The 14,299-nt window shown below is 59.7% G+C and carries 21 protein-coding genes and 3 pseudogenes; 19 read left to right on the top strand and 5 right to left on the bottom strand.

Going from position 1 to position 14,299, the window contains the following annotated elements; translation table 11 throughout:
- Positions 1 to 45: 45 nt before the first annotated feature.
- On the top strand, positions 46 to 474 hold the full coding sequence (locus tag FLG15_RS23075; RefSeq protein WP_017158421.1) for a hypothetical protein: 429 nt from the start codon (positions 46 to 48) through the stop codon (positions 472 to 474).
- Here FLG15_RS23075 and FLG15_RS23070 read toward each other — a convergent pair.
- Complete coding sequence (locus FLG15_RS23070; RefSeq protein WP_150147880.1) at positions 405 to 782, bottom strand: response regulator; 378 nt, start codon at positions 780 to 782, stop codon at positions 405 to 407. The two genes, FLG15_RS23075 and FLG15_RS23070, sit on opposite strands and share 70 nt — an antisense overlap.
- Between FLG15_RS23070 and FLG15_RS23065 the strand changes: the two genes are divergently transcribed.
- From FLG15_RS23065 to FLG15_RS23025, 9 genes and pseudogenes are all read left to right on the top strand, one after another.
- Positions 736 to 2,502 carry an ATP-binding response regulator gene (locus FLG15_RS23065; RefSeq protein ID WP_150147878.1) on the top strand — a complete coding sequence of 589 codons (1,767 nt, stop codon included), beginning with the start codon at positions 736 to 738 and terminating at the stop codon, positions 2,500 to 2,502. The genes FLG15_RS23070 and FLG15_RS23065 overlap by 47 nt on opposite strands.
- 5 nt (positions 2,503 to 2,507) lie before the next feature.
- Positions 2,508 to 3,425: an NAD-dependent epimerase/dehydratase family protein gene (locus tag FLG15_RS23060; protein WP_150147875.1), complete on the top strand. Its 918-nt coding sequence runs from the start codon at positions 2,508 to 2,510 to the stop codon at positions 3,423 to 3,425.
- Between the two features lie 86 nt (positions 3,426 to 3,511).
- Complete coding sequence (locus FLG15_RS23055) at positions 3,512 to 4,261, top strand: response regulator (protein WP_244666117.1); 750 nt, start codon at positions 3,512 to 3,514, stop codon at positions 4,259 to 4,261.
- 151 nt (positions 4,262 to 4,412) lie between these two features.
- Positions 4,413 to 4,769, top strand: coding sequence for an H-NS histone family protein (locus FLG15_RS23050; RefSeq protein ID WP_150147872.1), 357 nt, complete (start codon positions 4,413 to 4,415; stop codon positions 4,767 to 4,769).
- A 1-nt stretch (position 4,770) separates the two neighbouring features.
- Positions 4,771 to 5,157: a hypothetical protein gene (locus FLG15_RS23045; protein WP_150147869.1), complete on the top strand. Its 387-nt coding sequence runs from the start codon at positions 4,771 to 4,773 to the stop codon at positions 5,155 to 5,157.
- 101 nt (positions 5,158 to 5,258) lie between these two features.
- Entirely contained in the window at positions 5,259 to 5,450 is a 192-nt protein-coding gene (gene csrA / locus FLG15_RS23040; RefSeq protein WP_150147866.1) for a carbon storage regulator CsrA, read from the top strand.
- Positions 5,434 to 5,688, top strand: a complete 255-nt coding sequence (locus tag FLG15_RS23035; protein WP_244665594.1) for a hypothetical protein — start codon at positions 5,434 to 5,436, stop codon at positions 5,686 to 5,688. The genes csrA and FLG15_RS23035 overlap by 17 nt, the downstream gene beginning before the upstream one ends.
- Before the next feature lie 11 nt (positions 5,689 to 5,699).
- Positions 5,700 to 6,176: a hypothetical protein gene (locus FLG15_RS23030; protein WP_342343583.1), complete on the top strand. Its 477-nt coding sequence runs from the start codon at positions 5,700 to 5,702 to the stop codon at positions 6,174 to 6,176.
- A 69-nt stretch (positions 6,177 to 6,245) separates the two neighbouring features.
- A pseudogene (locus FLG15_RS23025) lies at positions 6,246 to 6,395 on the top strand (recombinase family protein); the annotation flags it as partial.
- Between the two features lie 246 nt (positions 6,396 to 6,641).
- On the opposite strand, the pseudogene FLG15_RS23020 reads toward FLG15_RS23025, so the two are convergent.
- Together FLG15_RS23020 and FLG15_RS23715 are read right to left on the bottom strand one after the other, a co-directional pair.
- Positions 6,642 to 6,863 (bottom strand): annotated as a pseudogene (locus FLG15_RS23020) (helix-turn-helix domain-containing protein); the annotation flags it as partial.
- A gap of 61 nt (positions 6,864 to 6,924) precedes the next feature.
- Positions 6,925 to 7,239: a PIN domain-containing protein gene (locus FLG15_RS23715; RefSeq protein WP_342343584.1), complete on the bottom strand. Its 315-nt coding sequence runs from the start codon at positions 7,237 to 7,239 to the stop codon at positions 6,925 to 6,927.
- An 827-nt stretch (positions 7,240 to 8,066) separates the two neighbouring features.
- Between FLG15_RS23715 and FLG15_RS23010 the strand changes: the two genes are divergently transcribed.
- A complete protein-coding gene (locus FLG15_RS23010; RefSeq protein WP_150147857.1) occupies positions 8,067 to 8,429 on the top strand; it encodes a type II toxin-antitoxin system RelE/ParE family toxin in 363 nt (120 codons plus the stop codon).
- A 24-nt stretch (positions 8,430 to 8,453) separates the two neighbouring features.
- Here the strand turns inward: FLG15_RS23010 and FLG15_RS23005 are convergent, their stop codons facing one another.
- A complete protein-coding gene (locus FLG15_RS23005) occupies positions 8,454 to 8,786 on the bottom strand; it encodes a helix-turn-helix domain-containing protein (protein ID WP_150147854.1) in 333 nt (110 codons plus the stop codon).
- 453 nt (positions 8,787 to 9,239) lie between these two features.
- Between FLG15_RS23005 and FLG15_RS23000 the strand changes: the two genes are divergently transcribed.
- From FLG15_RS23000 to FLG15_RS22985, 3 genes are read left to right on the top strand one after another with little or no spacing between them, the layout of a single operon-like run.
- Positions 9,240 to 9,623 carry a hypothetical protein gene (locus tag FLG15_RS23000; protein WP_150147851.1) on the top strand — a complete coding sequence of 128 codons (384 nt, stop codon included), beginning with the start codon at positions 9,240 to 9,242 and terminating at the stop codon, positions 9,621 to 9,623.
- A gap of 40 nt (positions 9,624 to 9,663) precedes the next feature.
- Positions 9,664 to 10,230, top strand: coding sequence for a hypothetical protein (locus FLG15_RS23710; protein ID WP_342343582.1), 567 nt, complete (start codon positions 9,664 to 9,666; stop codon positions 10,228 to 10,230).
- Positions 10,231 to 10,252: 22 nt separating this feature from the next.
- Positions 10,253 to 10,852 carry a hypothetical protein gene (locus FLG15_RS22985; RefSeq protein ID WP_150147848.1) on the top strand — a complete coding sequence of 200 codons (600 nt, stop codon included), beginning with the start codon at positions 10,253 to 10,255 and terminating at the stop codon, positions 10,850 to 10,852.
- 36 nt (positions 10,853 to 10,888) lie between these two features.
- Here the strand turns inward: FLG15_RS22985 and FLG15_RS22980 are convergent, their stop codons facing one another.
- The gene (locus FLG15_RS22980) at positions 10,889 to 11,263 is read right to left on the bottom strand and encodes a hypothetical protein (protein ID WP_244665596.1); all 375 of its coding nucleotides are present in this window, start codon (positions 11,261 to 11,263) and stop codon (positions 10,889 to 10,891) included.
- A gap of 103 nt (positions 11,264 to 11,366) precedes the next feature.
- On the opposite strand from FLG15_RS22980, the pseudogene FLG15_RS22975 reads away from it, so the two are divergent.
- The 5 genes and pseudogenes from FLG15_RS22975 to FLG15_RS22955 form a co-directional block, all read left to right on the top strand.
- A pseudogene (locus FLG15_RS22975) lies at positions 11,367 to 11,488 on the top strand (IS3 family transposase); the annotation flags it as partial.
- Between the two features lie 120 nt (positions 11,489 to 11,608).
- Positions 11,609 to 12,670, top strand: a complete 1,062-nt coding sequence (gene xopE, locus FLG15_RS22970) for a XopE/AvrPphe family type III secretion system effector (protein ID WP_150145898.1) — start codon at positions 11,609 to 11,611, stop codon at positions 12,668 to 12,670.
- A 341-nt stretch (positions 12,671 to 13,011) separates the two neighbouring features.
- On the top strand, positions 13,012 to 13,266 hold the full coding sequence (locus tag FLG15_RS22965) for a FitA-like ribbon-helix-helix domain-containing protein (RefSeq protein ID WP_057663112.1): 255 nt from the start codon (positions 13,012 to 13,014) through the stop codon (positions 13,264 to 13,266).
- Positions 13,263 to 13,679, top strand: a complete 417-nt coding sequence (locus tag FLG15_RS22960; RefSeq protein ID WP_022557732.1) for a type II toxin-antitoxin system VapC family toxin — start codon at positions 13,263 to 13,265, stop codon at positions 13,677 to 13,679. Before FLG15_RS22965 ends, FLG15_RS22960 begins: the two co-directional genes overlap by 4 nt.
- A 7-nt stretch (positions 13,680 to 13,686) precedes the next feature.
- Complete coding sequence (locus tag FLG15_RS22955; protein ID WP_370512629.1) at positions 13,687 to 14,247, top strand: plasmid pRiA4b ORF-3 family protein; 561 nt, start codon at positions 13,687 to 13,689, stop codon at positions 14,245 to 14,247.
- The last annotated feature ends 52 nt before the right edge of the window (positions 14,248 to 14,299 follow it).

Below are 14,299 nucleotides of genomic sequence, written 5' to 3'. Positions count from 1 at the left end.
GCAAGCGAAAACGGCCCAAGCACAGCCTGGGTGCATAAGTAGGAAATGAAAATTGGGAAATTTACGAGGGCTAACTACATGATGGTGGTCAAGATCGACCCCGGCTCAAACTTGGCGACGCTAGCGCGAATCAATCCCGCTGCGGCGGCAAACTATGCCGACGCTATCCTTCAGGAATTAGAAGAAATCGTAAAGCACTGCACCGTCGCCGACCCGACAACAAAGGGCGAAGAACTGTTTGCGCAGGTGCATGCTCTCAAGAACGCAGTCGCACCGATCGGCGATCACGCGCTCATCGTCGCATGCACCGGCCTATTAGGTCCGCTAATGCAAGGGGAACGCAGGGCGGAGATGGCAACACAATTCCGATTGGTGGCTGCGGCTGCCGCAACAGCCGTAGCGGATTATCGTTGCGACTTTAGATCTATGGCATCGATCGCCGCCGCCAGTTCGTTCAAGCCGAGCGGCTTATGAACTACAGCGGCAGCCCCCATTGATAGCGCAGTCGTAGCTACTTTCGGCGAAGCGTCCGCAGTCATCACGACGACGGGCGTTGCAGCAGTTGCCGATTTTGTTTGCTTCCGAAGTGTCTCGATGAAGGCAGCGGCATTCATGCCAGGCATGTGATAGTCCACCAGCGCCGCATCTACCTCCATCGCTTGCAGCGTCTCCAACGCCGAACTTCCATTAGTGCGCGTAAGCACGCTATGCCCTAGCGAGCGTAACGCTTCATTGATGAAGATGATGCTGGAAGGCGAGTCATCGACGACTAGAACCCACATGGCTAATTCCCAAACTCCCAATCATGCCGAAGCGGCCGTCCCCCGCAAGGCAGGGCCGATCAAAAAGATCCTGCGCAAGCTTGAACGACGGTATTGCGTTAACCCCATCCGGCAAGAGGTCAACCAAGCCTACTTTCGGTTTGGCATCTTCATCATATGCGGTATCTACTGCTATTCGATACAGAACACGCCATACCTGCGCGCAATTTCGCTGTTTGCGCTGCTAGCAACCTTTTTTTGGGTATTCATGGCATGGCGGCGCGTCGGGCCAGACAAGCTTCGGCATACCGGAGCGCTCGCCTACGATTGTCTCATCATCGGCCTAGTGATGGTCGGAATGGGCAGCTCCTTCATGGGCCTTTTCGCGGTCCTGTTGTGGATCGGGATCGGTTACGGCATCCGTTACCAGGAGCCGCTTTACCTCAAGCTCGGCATGGTATTCACCACGGTGACGTTTATTGTCTCTGGCCTAGTCACGAGCTGGACAGATTGGGGAGTCTTTCTCTCCCTGTTTGTAACGCTGGCAGTCGTTCCATTGATGCAGCTCGCGCCGATGACACGGATCATCAAGCTGTTAGAACAGCTTGATGCGGCCAACAGGGAACTGGATGAAGCGAACAAGACCAAAACACGTTTCATTAGCAACGTTTCGCACGACCTGTTGACGCCTGTTAGCTCGATCATCGGCTATTGCGGCCTACAGCCACCGCCGATTGACGGGATACGCATCAACGCCTACCAACTCACACGGCAAATCCGTGCGATTCTTGGCAAGACCGCCTCCGAAGACCTCACCTACGAAGAGCATCACGAAAAGTTCGATCCTGTCGATTTGCTGCGCCAGGTGGCGACAATCGTAAAGCCGCTTGCAGAAGTCAATGGCGCGCAGATCACGATCATCAATGCGAGGTCATTCGGCATGTTTTCCGGTGCAGTGCATGCACTGTCAATCTGCCTCATCAACCTAGTGAACAACGCCGCAAAGCATTCCGGCGGCGACAGGATCGAACTTAGTGCTGGCTACGAAGGAACGATGCTAAGTTTTGTCGTCTCCGACAACGGGTTCGGAATTCCAGAATCTCAGCAGCAGCTTGTCTTCCAGAGATTTCATCGTGCGGGGTCTTCAACTGGCGCGGATGGCCTTGGGCTGGGCCTTTCGATTGTTCGCGACACGATTGAGGTTGTCGGCGGGCAAGTCACATTGAACAGCTCCGGCGAAGGTTCCACCTTTCGATTGACCGCACCCGCAGCCATGCTCCAGGACACTGAGAGCCGCCCGAGAGCGGCCGCGCCCCTGCGGACAGCATTTGAACGTGTGGCTGCGGTCTTGTTTGTGGACGACGAATTCCAAAGCCGCAGCGCCTGGTCCGCCGTACTGCGGGAGGCCGGCTATCACGTACACGCGGCGGGAGGGGGGATCGAAGCCTTGGCCGCCATCGACGCCGGCAATCACTACGACGTGCATGTTCTGGATTACCGAATGCCGGAAATGAACGGCATTGAGCTAGCCGTGGCGATCCGGGCCCGTATTCCAGGGGCCAAGATCATAGCCCTCAGCGCGGATGCTGCGGATGACCGGGCACTGGTCTTTGAGCAGCCCTTGGCTGATGGCCTGTTGAACGCTGCGCTTGGTAAACCCATCCACCCGGAGAAACTGATAGCGAGCGTGGAGCAGGCATGTTCCAGTACGCTAATTGCTCCGCTCCCAACCGATGCCTAAGCCGAATGAAAATTTTCCTCACCGGATCGTCCGGTTGCCTAGCAAGCGTCCTGCTGCCTGCTCTTGTTGCGGAAGCATCCGTGACGGGCGTCACGGGTATAGATATCGTGGAGCCTGGCTTCGCTGATCCGAAGTTCACCCACGTCACGATGGATATGCGCAACCCCGAAGTCCGCGACCTCATGCGCGGCCATGACGCGGTGATTCACCTTGCCTTTGCTGTCAAGCGCGGTCGGATGACTGTGCCGAAAATGACCGAAATCAATGTCGGTGGCAGCCAGAACGTCATCGACGCTGCCGTTGCCAATGGGATCGGGACGTTCCTGAACCTGAGTAGCGTTTCAGTCTATGGCACGGGCGAGAACATGACCGAGGAAGCAGAGCCGAAACCGCCGTCCTGGTTCGCGTATGCAGATCACAAAGCCGAGGTCGAACGCTATCTCTCGGCGAAGATCGCCAGTGCCGTGCAGATCCGGGCGCACCTCATCATCGGGGCACACGCGCAGAAGTTCCTACGCGAGATTTTCCTGCTGCCGGTATGGCTGGACTTCGGCCAAAGCCAGCCCAGGCAGCAGGTTGTGCATGAAGCCGACGTGGTAGACGCCATCCTGGCAGCCTTGAAGAAGGGTGCGCAGGGTATCTATAACGTCGCAGCCGACGATGTGATCTCGCTTGGCGGTGATTACATCCGAAAGGGCCAGGAGGAAGGGCGAAAGATCCGGCGGATGCCGTTTTCAATCGTTCGGTTGTCTGCCGTGCTGGCGCAGACCGTGATGAAGAACGATCTGCCGACGCTCATTTCCATGTTGAACACCACCGCAACTGTCTCGTGTGACAAGGCCAGGAGAGAGCTTGGTTGGCAGCCTCGCCGTTCGGCTTGGCAAGCGCGAACAGACGCGTTACGGTCACTCGACGCCATCTAGTTTTAGGTAGACGGGCCTCGTAGTTTTCCCAATTTCATGGCGGTTACGTGTGGGATATAACCCATACCGATTACCAGCCTGCCATAATGAAGAAGCCCATGACTGCCCCGATGCCCGCCGCCAGCCACTTAGCAGTGGTCGGCGGAACTGCGGCCACAGCCGCCATGCAAATAGGCACCCAAGACCCAGGCGTTGCCGGCTTTTCCTACATCATCGCCGATGACCACCATTCGGTGACACTCGCCGTCAGTCTGATGCTCGCCGACCAGCTGGGCGTGGCAGAATCGCGCTTCAGCACAGCCAATACCAGCGCCGCGCTTCTGGCGGCTTGTTCTGAGCAAGCATCTACGCCACGAATCGTCGTGTTAGACCTAGTAATGCCGGGCAGCCTCAAGCGAGTCTCATTGGTGCGTGCCATCTTGGCAACCAATCCCGCGCTCAAGGTCCTGGTCTACACGGCCGAGGAAAGCGCGTTTCTGGCGCGTGCAGTCATGCAAGCTGGCGCAGCCGGTTATGTCGCCAAGACCAGCCCGACCGCCGAACTCATCGACGCGCTGAATGGCGTGGCCAAGGGCCAGACCTACACCGACAGCCATATCGATCTAGACAGCCTGAGCAAGCACGCTTGGTCCACATTGACCGACAGCGAACGCGCCGTTCTCGTCGCCTTCTGCCGTGGGTCCAAGGCGCACGACATCGTGGAATCCACAGGCCGCAGCTATAGCACGGTCACCACGCACAAATACAACGGCCTCAACAAGCTGGGTTTGCGCGATGGCAATGACCTGTTGCCGTACATCTACGAGAACGGCCTACTCCACGAGCTGGACGATTGATCGGAGGCCCGAATCGGGGCTTAAACGGCCCCAGTTCCACTGACTTGTCCCTGACCCTGAAGCCGGTTGACAATATTCCAAGAATGACGAATCATTTTGAAATAAGTGATTTAGGTCTGACGGTTCAGGCCTGCCCGCCAAGGAGCCTTCAATGGCAAACGACCAGCCCGACGTACTGCCCCCGAATCTCGACTTCACGGCCTTGTCCGTGTCGCAACTCACGCTGTTACAGCAGGAAATCGACAAGCAGAAGGCCAAGGCCAAGGAGAGGGAGCGGCAGGCAGTAAAGGGCCAGGTGATCGCAGTCCTGGAAGCCGCCGGCTTCTCGGTCGCCGACTTGCCCGACCTGTTCCCGCCGCCGGCCCGCGGGCCGGCGCGGTCGCGGGCGATGTACCGGCACCCCAGCAAGTCGAAATTCACCTGGACCGGCAAGGGCCGGAAACCCAACTGGGTTTCCGAATATCTGGCTGGCGAAGGCCACAGCCTGGACGATTTGAAGATCAAGTGAAATGGGCAAGGTCATTCCCTTCCAGCGCCGCCGTCCCCGCCGGCCTGGTCCCGCCAAGCCGCGCCAGGGCGCGAGCGAGAAGGGCTGGGCCTGGTGGTTGGTCGGCGCCGCCGCCGCCGCCGTGGCGGCGATCCTCTCGCCGCTGCGCTGGCCAGCGCGGATCCTGCTTATCCTGATGGGCTGCGTCGGCATCATCGGCGCGGTGGCCTGTTACTGGCTTTCATCCCCGACCAACTGGCCGATGATCCGCCTCGCCGTGGTCGCGTTTCTCGGCTCCGTCGCCTTGGGGCATTGCGGCGAGGCCGCGTTGAAAGGCGCAAGAACGTTGAGCGCCCACAGCTTTGAGAAGGCCCGCCAGCTGCGGGCGGCACAACGCAAAGCTGCATAAAAGACCCCGGCGCATGAACGCCGAGGAATTGAGTGTTGGCCCATACCACCATCCCTCCGCCCACCCTACCCCGGCGGCGTAGGCCCTCAAGGAGCGAAATCATGCTGATTCTGACGCGCCGCGATGGGGGAAGCCTTTACATCGGCGACGCCGTGACGGTCACGGTACTCGGTGTCAAGGGCAACCAAATCCGTATCGGGATCACGGCCCCGCATAACGTGCCCGTACACCGCGAGGAAATCTACGAGCGGATCCAGGAGCAGCGGAAGCAGGATCATGCGCTTGGCGCTTGAGCTTCCCGACACGCCCGAAGGCGGCTTGCGCGTCCAGGCGTGCATGGCGGCCAAACGTATCCTGGCCGAACACGGCGTCAGGCTTTCCCGCCTGGCGCTGCTGGCCAGTGAGGGCGGCCGGAGCCAACAAGAGCGTGCCGCCTACCAGCTGGCCAGCGACGTGGCCGTGCGCGTCCTGACGGACGCCGGCACGCCGGCCGAGCAGATCGAGTGCGCCCGGTTCGCGCTAATCTCTTGAAGGCCGCCTGCGTGCTGATTCCCGCAGGCAGGATCCTACTGGTAATCGCCGGCCTGGTCGCCCACAACAAAGCCGGCAGCGCCGGCCAGACTGCAGACGTGGCGACCGTCGAGACGGTCGCCTACCTGGCAACCTTCATCGAGCATCCCGCGCTGTCCGAATGCGCCACTAGGCGCTACGGCGTGCAGCTGCACGCCGCAGGCCTGGCCCGCTTCGCGTTGGAGCCGCAAGCGCCGGATTGTACGTTCGCCGCGTGCAACGGCTCTCGGATCCGCGGCCTAGCCAACTACCGCGACAAGCACGGCGCGCTGCTGCGCACCGCACTTTTCATGGATCCACCGAAGATCCCGATTGCCTCACCACTTTCGCTGGTCATCGACGGCAATCGCGTCCGCGTTTTCGCGCCCCCTGCCCTGCCCCTGGCAGCACCGCTTTCCCAGGTGTGCCAAGCGCTGGCCACACCGCTCAAGCCTTTGTCTGAAGCATAGATTGCGCCGGCACTGCCCACGTGCAGGCGGCAGTCCGACTGTGGCCAAGCTGGCCGCGTCCGCTGCTGCCGCCCAGCCGATATGGCCGTACATGCTCGTATCGTCGTGTTGCGGGATCGAGGGGAGACCATCGCCAACACTGGGCGCCTGGCAGGCGCGAGCGTCACTGCTGTCAAGCGTGTGTGGGCAGCTCACTGCGCGCAAGGTTACGGGAATTGATAACTGGGGAGCATGCCTAGACGGCCGTGTGACCCTGTGGTCACCAGCAGGTGGCCAACAACAACAGAGTAGAAGTAAAGGCGGTCTGCAGGAGGTGGTGAGAGATCTTGCGGACATGCTGGCGGAGCATCATTGCTGCCGGCGCCGACCTGTGCACTGCGTGAGTGAAGCGTTGCCCGTAGGGGCGCTGCCCCTACACCCCATGCGCCGCGTCGATCAACGTTTGTACGATGGCGGTGTAGCCGTAAGGACATAGAGTATATCGACGCCAATTTGATGCGCAGCGATGAGATACGCGCCCCCCGGTAGATTGGTGTCCTTCTCGAAATTCAGCTGCGCCCACCGACTGACACCACAGTGCTCGGCCATTTCGATTTGCGTAAGGCCGAGGCGCTTTCGCTCCGTCACCAAGCGTGCGCCTACGGTCTCGGGGAGCTCTGTGGTCGTTGTACAAGGGGTTGAACCCATGAACGGTGATCGGTCAAAGCGCGGGGCAAACATTATAGCGGTCAAGTTTACCGTAGCACCCTCACCAATGCCCCGGCTTATCGATTGGCTTGCCAGGCTTGCGAACGCGCTCGGGAAGCTGCGCTGCGGCCAGCTCATCATCCAAAATGTAGTGACGTGTCCAGTCGGCTCGGCTCGACAGCGAGACGCTGACTCTTCTGTCTGATTCACCATCGACAGGTGGCCTGCGTGGCGTGACGACGCCTAGCACGATGCTCGGGAAGTCCTCGCGGATAGTCACAAGGGCCGGCTCGATATCGCTATCGTTGGAGCACACAACCAGCTGCTGATAGCGTGCCGAGGCGGCATCGCGATACATGGCCAGCGCCAGGTTCACATCGGTCTGTTTCTCTTCGAGCTTCCAGACCCGGACCCGGCGCGCCCGATCATACGGCTGGCCGCTGACAAACTCCGCCAGAAGGGTTCCGCCTTTGTCCCAGCTGTGTTTGCCTAATGTCGTGGTGAATCGTTGTGGGTGAGTGTGTGCTAACGCGCGCAAGTACGCCGATTGCGTTTCCGAGGCCTCCTTGTGGGTCGCAAACCTGCCCAGCGCCGGGGCTGTGAAATACCGGACATGCAGCAGGTCGGTGGTCGGATCTTGGTCATGCAGGAGGCGATCGAAGAGTGCAACGACATCAAGCCACTTGAATGCGGTCCCACGGATGCGCCCGTAGTACAGGTTGTAGCCATCGATGTAGACGACAGTTGCTTTGTCGATTGTCACGAGGAGCTTCCTGCGGACATGAAAAAACCGCCTTGCGGCGGTTTTTTCGTCCCAAGCCGTTACCCAACTGAATGAGGCGACAAGGGAGGAGTGGTGAGGCTAGCCTAACGGATGCGGCACAACTGTGCAACAAAACTGCCTATCAGCGCGACAGGCAAAACCCCTTGCAGCTGCTGGCGAGCTGCTGCCGGCGCCGCGCCACTGCGAGCAATCTCGCGTTCTTCGCTCCTGCGAGGCGATGCGCCGCGTGCGGGAGGGGGGCATGACCAGCGACCCGGCAAGAAAGAGCTACTAGCGCCCGTCAATGGATTGACATACAAGTTTCAGTATATCAAAATAACGAGGTAGCCAGGCACTCGCCTGGTTACCAATTTCAACCCAAGGGATAACCCACATGACAGTCCGAAGGTCACTAACTAACAATCGTAAAGAGCATATTCATGTCCGAGAACGACAGCAGTAAAAAACCAGCCGCCAAGGTGCGGCAGCTCATTTGGAGCAAGGCGGTACAACGGGAATTGCAAGATCTGCCCGCAGTGAAGCGGAACGAGTTCCTGGTGAACTTGCAGATGGTGTGCCAAGGATTGCCCCCGGCAATGAAACACGAGAAGTTGCAAGCAGCAGGCAAGGGCGTCATCGAGTTAAAAATCAATGGAAGCCCCGCCTACCGCTGCATGTACGTGGAACGTAAGAACGGCAGTGTGGTGGTGTTGCATGCCACGTCCAAGACCGGCCAGGGTCAGGACAGGCAGTTGATCGCAACGACAGCGGAACGGCTGAAGCAACTGGGCGCAGACCAGTAGCTAGCGGAGAAGGAGGCGATGCTGTTACAGCATCGCCTTTTTCAATTTCATTTCCAGGCGCGGTTGTGCCTTGTCATCGCCCGAGAAATCGAACAGGTAGTCGAACCCATAGCCGGCACGGAACATCATTTCCATCAATGCATCGATGGAGAAGCGGTCCAGCTTGCCGCGCATCAAGTCACTGATGCGTGGCTGGGTGACCTTCAAATGTGCGGAGGTGGTGGCCTGCGTCCAGCCTTTGGCACGGATGAGCTGGATCAATGTGATCCCGAGCTTGGCTTTTAAGTCTTGCTTATTGAACTCGGCCGGATCGTCGGAGAACAGCGCGAAAGGATTCTGAGTGGTCTGAGTGTTCATAGTCTGTACCTCACCAGGAGTGTGTCTGGGGCCGTGGGCGCGAAGGGGCCAGGGCAAGCGAGGATTTGAGGTGTCTGCATCAGCTTCGCATGGCGAAAGTGGATGGGGAATTCAAGGTGTCAAAAAGTGATAGGCGGAATTATAGCTGTACTTGTATGCACTTATCAACGCCCGTTAAGTGCACGAATTCGACAAAGCGAAAACACCGGTTGCACGCGAAAGCCTTATCCCGCAAGGCTTTGCGGGCGACGCCCCGCAAATGCCGCTGAACCGACGCAGTAGAAAATTTATTGCGAGGCGGTAGGCACAAGGCCTGTCACGACCGCTGACCACTGGCGGCCGGGCCACTGCGTGGAATCTCGCGTTATGTACGCATCCGCCCTCGCCACGGTAGTGCTTGCACGGCAGGGTCAAATGATCGAGCATCAAACATCGAAGTTTGATGGGTCGATCATGACATCACCCATTTCCATCACCACCCTGTCCGCCCTGGCCAGTGCCGGGGTGCTGCGCACCGTGCAGCTGGTCGGCCAGGTCGGCGGCTACACCGTCATGGTGCGCGTGGGCCAGGTCGAGAAGCAACTGACCGGCCAGCGCGGCGAGGCGCGCGTGCGCGCGCCCAAGGTCTACCGCCGTGGCCGGCCGGCCGCGTTGAAGGAGTTGGCCAAGATCAAACGCGAGGGCAAACCCGCCAAGCGTGCGCCGGCCAAGAAGCCGGCCGGCGCGGCGGCGGTGGCCACCGCCGCCAAGATCCTGCCCAGCGATCGGGCGCAGCTGAAATTGCCCGGCCTGCCGCGCACCCGCAAGCCCGCCCGCACCGCTGGGGCCGGCGCATGAGCGTCACCACATCAATGTGCCCAGGCACCGGGAGTCTGTCGTGATCGAGCAAGCGCATGCACACGTCGAGCTAACCGACACCTACGACTTGCGCGTCACCCTTGCGGGGCGTGAGGTGGCATTGTTTGCCGGCCACCGCGCTCCGCAGCGCCGGCTCGGCCAGATCCTGAGCACCTATTACACGCTGGCCCTGCGGCACCTGCCTGACTTCACGCCTGACGAATGGGCCGCGCTCGCTGCGATATTCGACAACGATGAAAACGAGCGGGCCTGCGAGTACATGGAGCGCCTGCCGTTGGAAGAGCAATATTCCGATCCCGGCCGTGATCCATGGCCGAGTGACATGGATCGCTTGGAAAGCATCGTCACTGAGCGGGCCGAGCAACGGCAGGCGTGGCATGGCCACCCTGACGCCGCATTCGTTGACTTCGTTGCGCCCAGCGTGGATCTATTTACGCTGGCAGCAAAGCTCGCTGGGCTCAGCGATGTGCAACGTTTGGCCAGTTTTGAAAAATTGATGCATCTGCTCCACCCCGAGCGACCCGATCTTGTCGCTCACGACGCCGCAATCGATGCGGCGTTTGTTGAGATACTCAAGAACACTTAACTCAACAAGGACGCCAAGCACCATGATGCAGAGCCGCCACATTGCAGGCGCAACGGCCATGTTGCTCGGCGCCGGCCTTGCGTGGACCGCACTGGCAGGACCGGCAGCCGGTGGCAGCTGGGCCGCTGTCGCCGGCTACTACCCTGGCATGCCCAAGGAGGCCGCACGGAAGGTCGGCCTTACCGACTGCGCTGCCCAATACCAAGCCGTCGAATGCAAGGCAACGCAGCCGCTCAAGATCGGTGGGGCCACGTCCACCGCCAGCACGATCACGCTGGACGAGCACACCGGGCGCGTTGCGGCGGTCGAGTTTCAGTTCGAGCGCGCGGCCTACGCAGCTCTCGCCGACGCGCTGGTGGCGCAGCTGGGCAAACCCACGGCCAAAGATGGCGACTACCAAGCCAGGGAGTGGGCCAGCGCCGGCCGCGGCGCATGTGTGGACGTGCTTGTCTGGCATCGCGGTGGCGATGATGTGCTCGCCTTGTGCGGGCCAGGCTGGCGACGCACTGGCCGTACCTACCTGGTCGCCGACCGCCAGGCCGGCCGTGGCAAAGCATGGGCAAAGATCGCGACAGCCCGTGCAAAGCGCGCTCAGGCAGCTGATTCATTCAACTCCAACTAGGCAGGCTTATCGCAAGCACGCTAACCGGCTGCAGCCCTACTCCTGTAACGCTGCAAATTTCCGGGCGATTGTCATGCGAAGGTACCTTATCCAACGCATAGCCCTCTTGGACATCGAAATGGAAGTGAACTCAGCCGCCACAGTGAACGCGCTGGTGTAAGACTCCATGAGTACGTACTGAGCCTCGCCGAGTGATTTTTCCCACGTCTGGACTTCTTCAAGCCTGTTCGGCGGCGGTTTTCTCAAAAGGTCCACGACGTTCTCGCAGGCCAGGGCCGCATTGTGTAGGGGATGCAAGAGACGGGCATCAACGATGTTCTCCAGAGGCACCGCACGTAACGACTGCGCGAACATCTCGAATGTTTTTGCCTGTTTGGGGATGTAAGCCGGAACCCCAGAAAATTCCGTCACCCCTCACCCCAATTCCAACCCCGCCACGAGCGCATCCAGATCGATCAAGTTGCCGTTACTTTGGAAGGTGTAGTGCCCGTTCAGCTGGATGTGTCGCCACGCCGCCGCTCGCGCCGAGGTATTCGACTACATCGAGATGTTCTACACCCTCAACTGCCGCCACGGTTCAACTGGCGACCTGTCCCATGTAGAGTTGAACGGCGCTACGCGCAACGAGGGTCTTGAGTGTCTCCGGAACCCTGGGCGTATCACCTTTCGCGCTCCCAAACATGACTTCGGTGAACCAACGACATTCAGAGAGCTCTTTGCAAGACTTGATTCTGAGGTCACTGTCGGAGATCAAAAATGGGTCTATGCGTTTCAAAGCCGAGCGTGGCAGGTTCACCCGACCACTATGCAAGTCACGCCACAGAGCAGACCACGCCCTCTACGCCTTCATCCTCCGAGGCGCCCATCTCACCCAGCCTGCATGGCTTGGTGGCACTCGGCTCTTCGGGAACGAGGCGGGGGCGCTTCCGGCAGCCAACACTACAACCGCACGAAGTTCAGCAGGCGGCCTACCAGCTTGGTATGCGACTCAACGGCAGACCCATCGAAGACGCGAGCGACCGTCAACGCCTTGCCGATGCTACAGAGACGGTGCACGAGACACGACTCGCCTTGCACCGTGGGCGAGGCAATGTCGATAGCGATCTGCGGCTCAGCAACGGACGGAGCGCCACTTATAGCTCCCTGTCTTACTGTCTCGGTGAAAATGACGAAAGTTTACTGGCAGGCAGTGCGCTGGCTGCGGGGGCAGGCAACTGTGATCACAATGCAGCGATTAACGCACGTCGGCATGCAGTCCGCATGGAGAATGGCGGGCAGATGATGACCGTACGCGACTACGACCAGACCCACCTCTACGCGCTCTACCGGCCCCCAGGCTCGGCAGAGGCGGAAGAATCCACTGTAGTCCTCGACTCGTGGGCCGACGGTCCGGCCGTTCTACCAAGGGATTCGCACTGGGCCGAAACGTACGGAACATCCACCAATGTAGTTGAACGCTTCGACAAGCCTGATGCAATCGACGCGCTGGCCAGGACAAACGCATTCAGAGCCGAGATCGAGGACCCGCAAACTGAACTCCATGCAAATGCGCGCGACCTAGAGACAGCCTTTCTAGCCAACCCCGCACCTGGCGATATCTGTTCCTCGATGCCGGTCATCGCCCCCGATCTGGCCCGAAACACGCGTCAAAGGTTGCAAGAGCACTCACCGCGGACGCGTGAGGCTCTAGCCGCCGATGCTGCGCGGCAAGCCTATGCACTGGATGACGCACAGCCAATTTCGCCGCGCACAACTGCTGCGATCCTTGAAGATGCAGAACGCCTGGATGCCTTGGGTCGCCCGCCATTGAGTTGGTGAACTTTCATCTGGTACCAACTGGGCTTGGATGTAGCCTGTCTGGCGTCGATGTCAAATAGCCAGTTCCCGGCTGGGCGCAAACGACCGCTGTAGAGCAGGTGATGCCTCCTGCCTGTTCAACGCAACAGTGGGCAAACGGGGGGAGAAATGACCGCCCCACTCAGGCGAACAGCTGCTTGATCGGTTTCAACTACACACCGTTATCGGCCTGATGGCCTAGTGGCGTCAAGGTGCCGGCATGTCGCAAAACATGTGTTTGGCGACAGGGTCCGGCCCTTGCAATAATGAACTCAAATAAATAAAATGCATGCATCGAATGCATTTTCGAAAAGGCGAATGCTATGGCAATGCTGACAGTACGTAATCTGCCGGATGATGTGCACCGCGCATTGCGCATGCGGGCCGCTCAACATGGGCACAGCACCGAGGCCGAGGTCCGCGAGATTCTGGCGACCGCAGTCAAGCCAGAGACGCGCGTTCGCCTAGGCGAAGCCTTGGCGGCTTTGGGTCGCAAGATTGGCCTGACGAATGAGGACTTCGAGGTCTTCGATCGGGTAAGAGACAAGACGCCGGCCGTCCCGCCGAGGCTTGAATGATCGTTCTCGATACCAACGTCGTTTCCGAGGCGATGAAGCCCGAGCCGCACCCATCCGTGCGGACCTGGTTGAACGATCAAGCCGCTGAAACACTGTACCTGTCCAGCGTGACGCTGGCCGAACTGCTATTTGGCATCGCTGCGCTTCCTGCCGGTAAGCGCAAGGACATGCTGGAACAGGCCCTTGATGGCCTCATGGGCCTGTTTAGGGATCGGGTGTTGCCATTCGACATCGATGCAGCGCGGCGTTATGCCGAATTGGCCGTGACGGCAAAGATCGGAGGGCGAGGATTTCCGACACCCGACGGCTACATCGCAGCGATTGCTGCCTCGCGGGGTTTCATTGTGGCGTCACGCGACACGGCCCCTTACGAAGCGGCCGGCGTAACCGTCATCAATCCGTGGGAAGGGTGAGGAATCCATGACGATGCGCAACCCTACACCCGTGTGGCGTCTCAAGGTCGAACTGCTTGGCGTAGCGCCGGCCGTGTGGCGTCGTTTCGATACCCATTCGGATGCGAAACTCGCGCAATTGCACTACTTCATCCAAGGCGCTATGGGCTGGGAGTTGATGCACCTGTTCTCGTACCAGGATGGGCGCGGGTACGGCGGCGCGATCAACAGCGAACTGCGATTGTGCGATGTCTGCCGCATCGGTGATGCCCTGACGTACACCTACGATTTTGGCGACAACTGGCAGCACAGAGTGACGGTCGAGAAGGCGATGGCACGACCGACAGGTACCTATCCATGCATGGTCGCCGGCAAGTACGCCTGTCCACCGGAAGATTGTGGCGGGTCGTGGGGGTATGCAGACTTGCTCCGTGTTCTTGCTGGTCACCGCAACGCCCGTCGGCGCGAACTCATCGAGTGGCTGGGCGGGCCGTTCGATCCCAAGGTGTTTGACATGGATGAAGCCCAGAAGCGCCTAGCTGAGTACGTCGAGGTGTCGATGCCGAAAAATCATCAACCCACTGCTTGAACTTACCGAGTTGGTCACTCATAGCCGGGACTGGAGCTTGGAGTAACGGAAT

This window comes from Xanthomonas phaseoli pv. dieffenbachiae, assembly GCF_008639345.1.
In the GTDB taxonomy this organism is placed as follows: domain Bacteria; phylum Pseudomonadota; class Gammaproteobacteria; order Xanthomonadales; family Xanthomonadaceae; genus Xanthomonas; species Xanthomonas phaseoli.
This window is presented reverse-complemented; position numbering and strand designations above follow the sequence as displayed.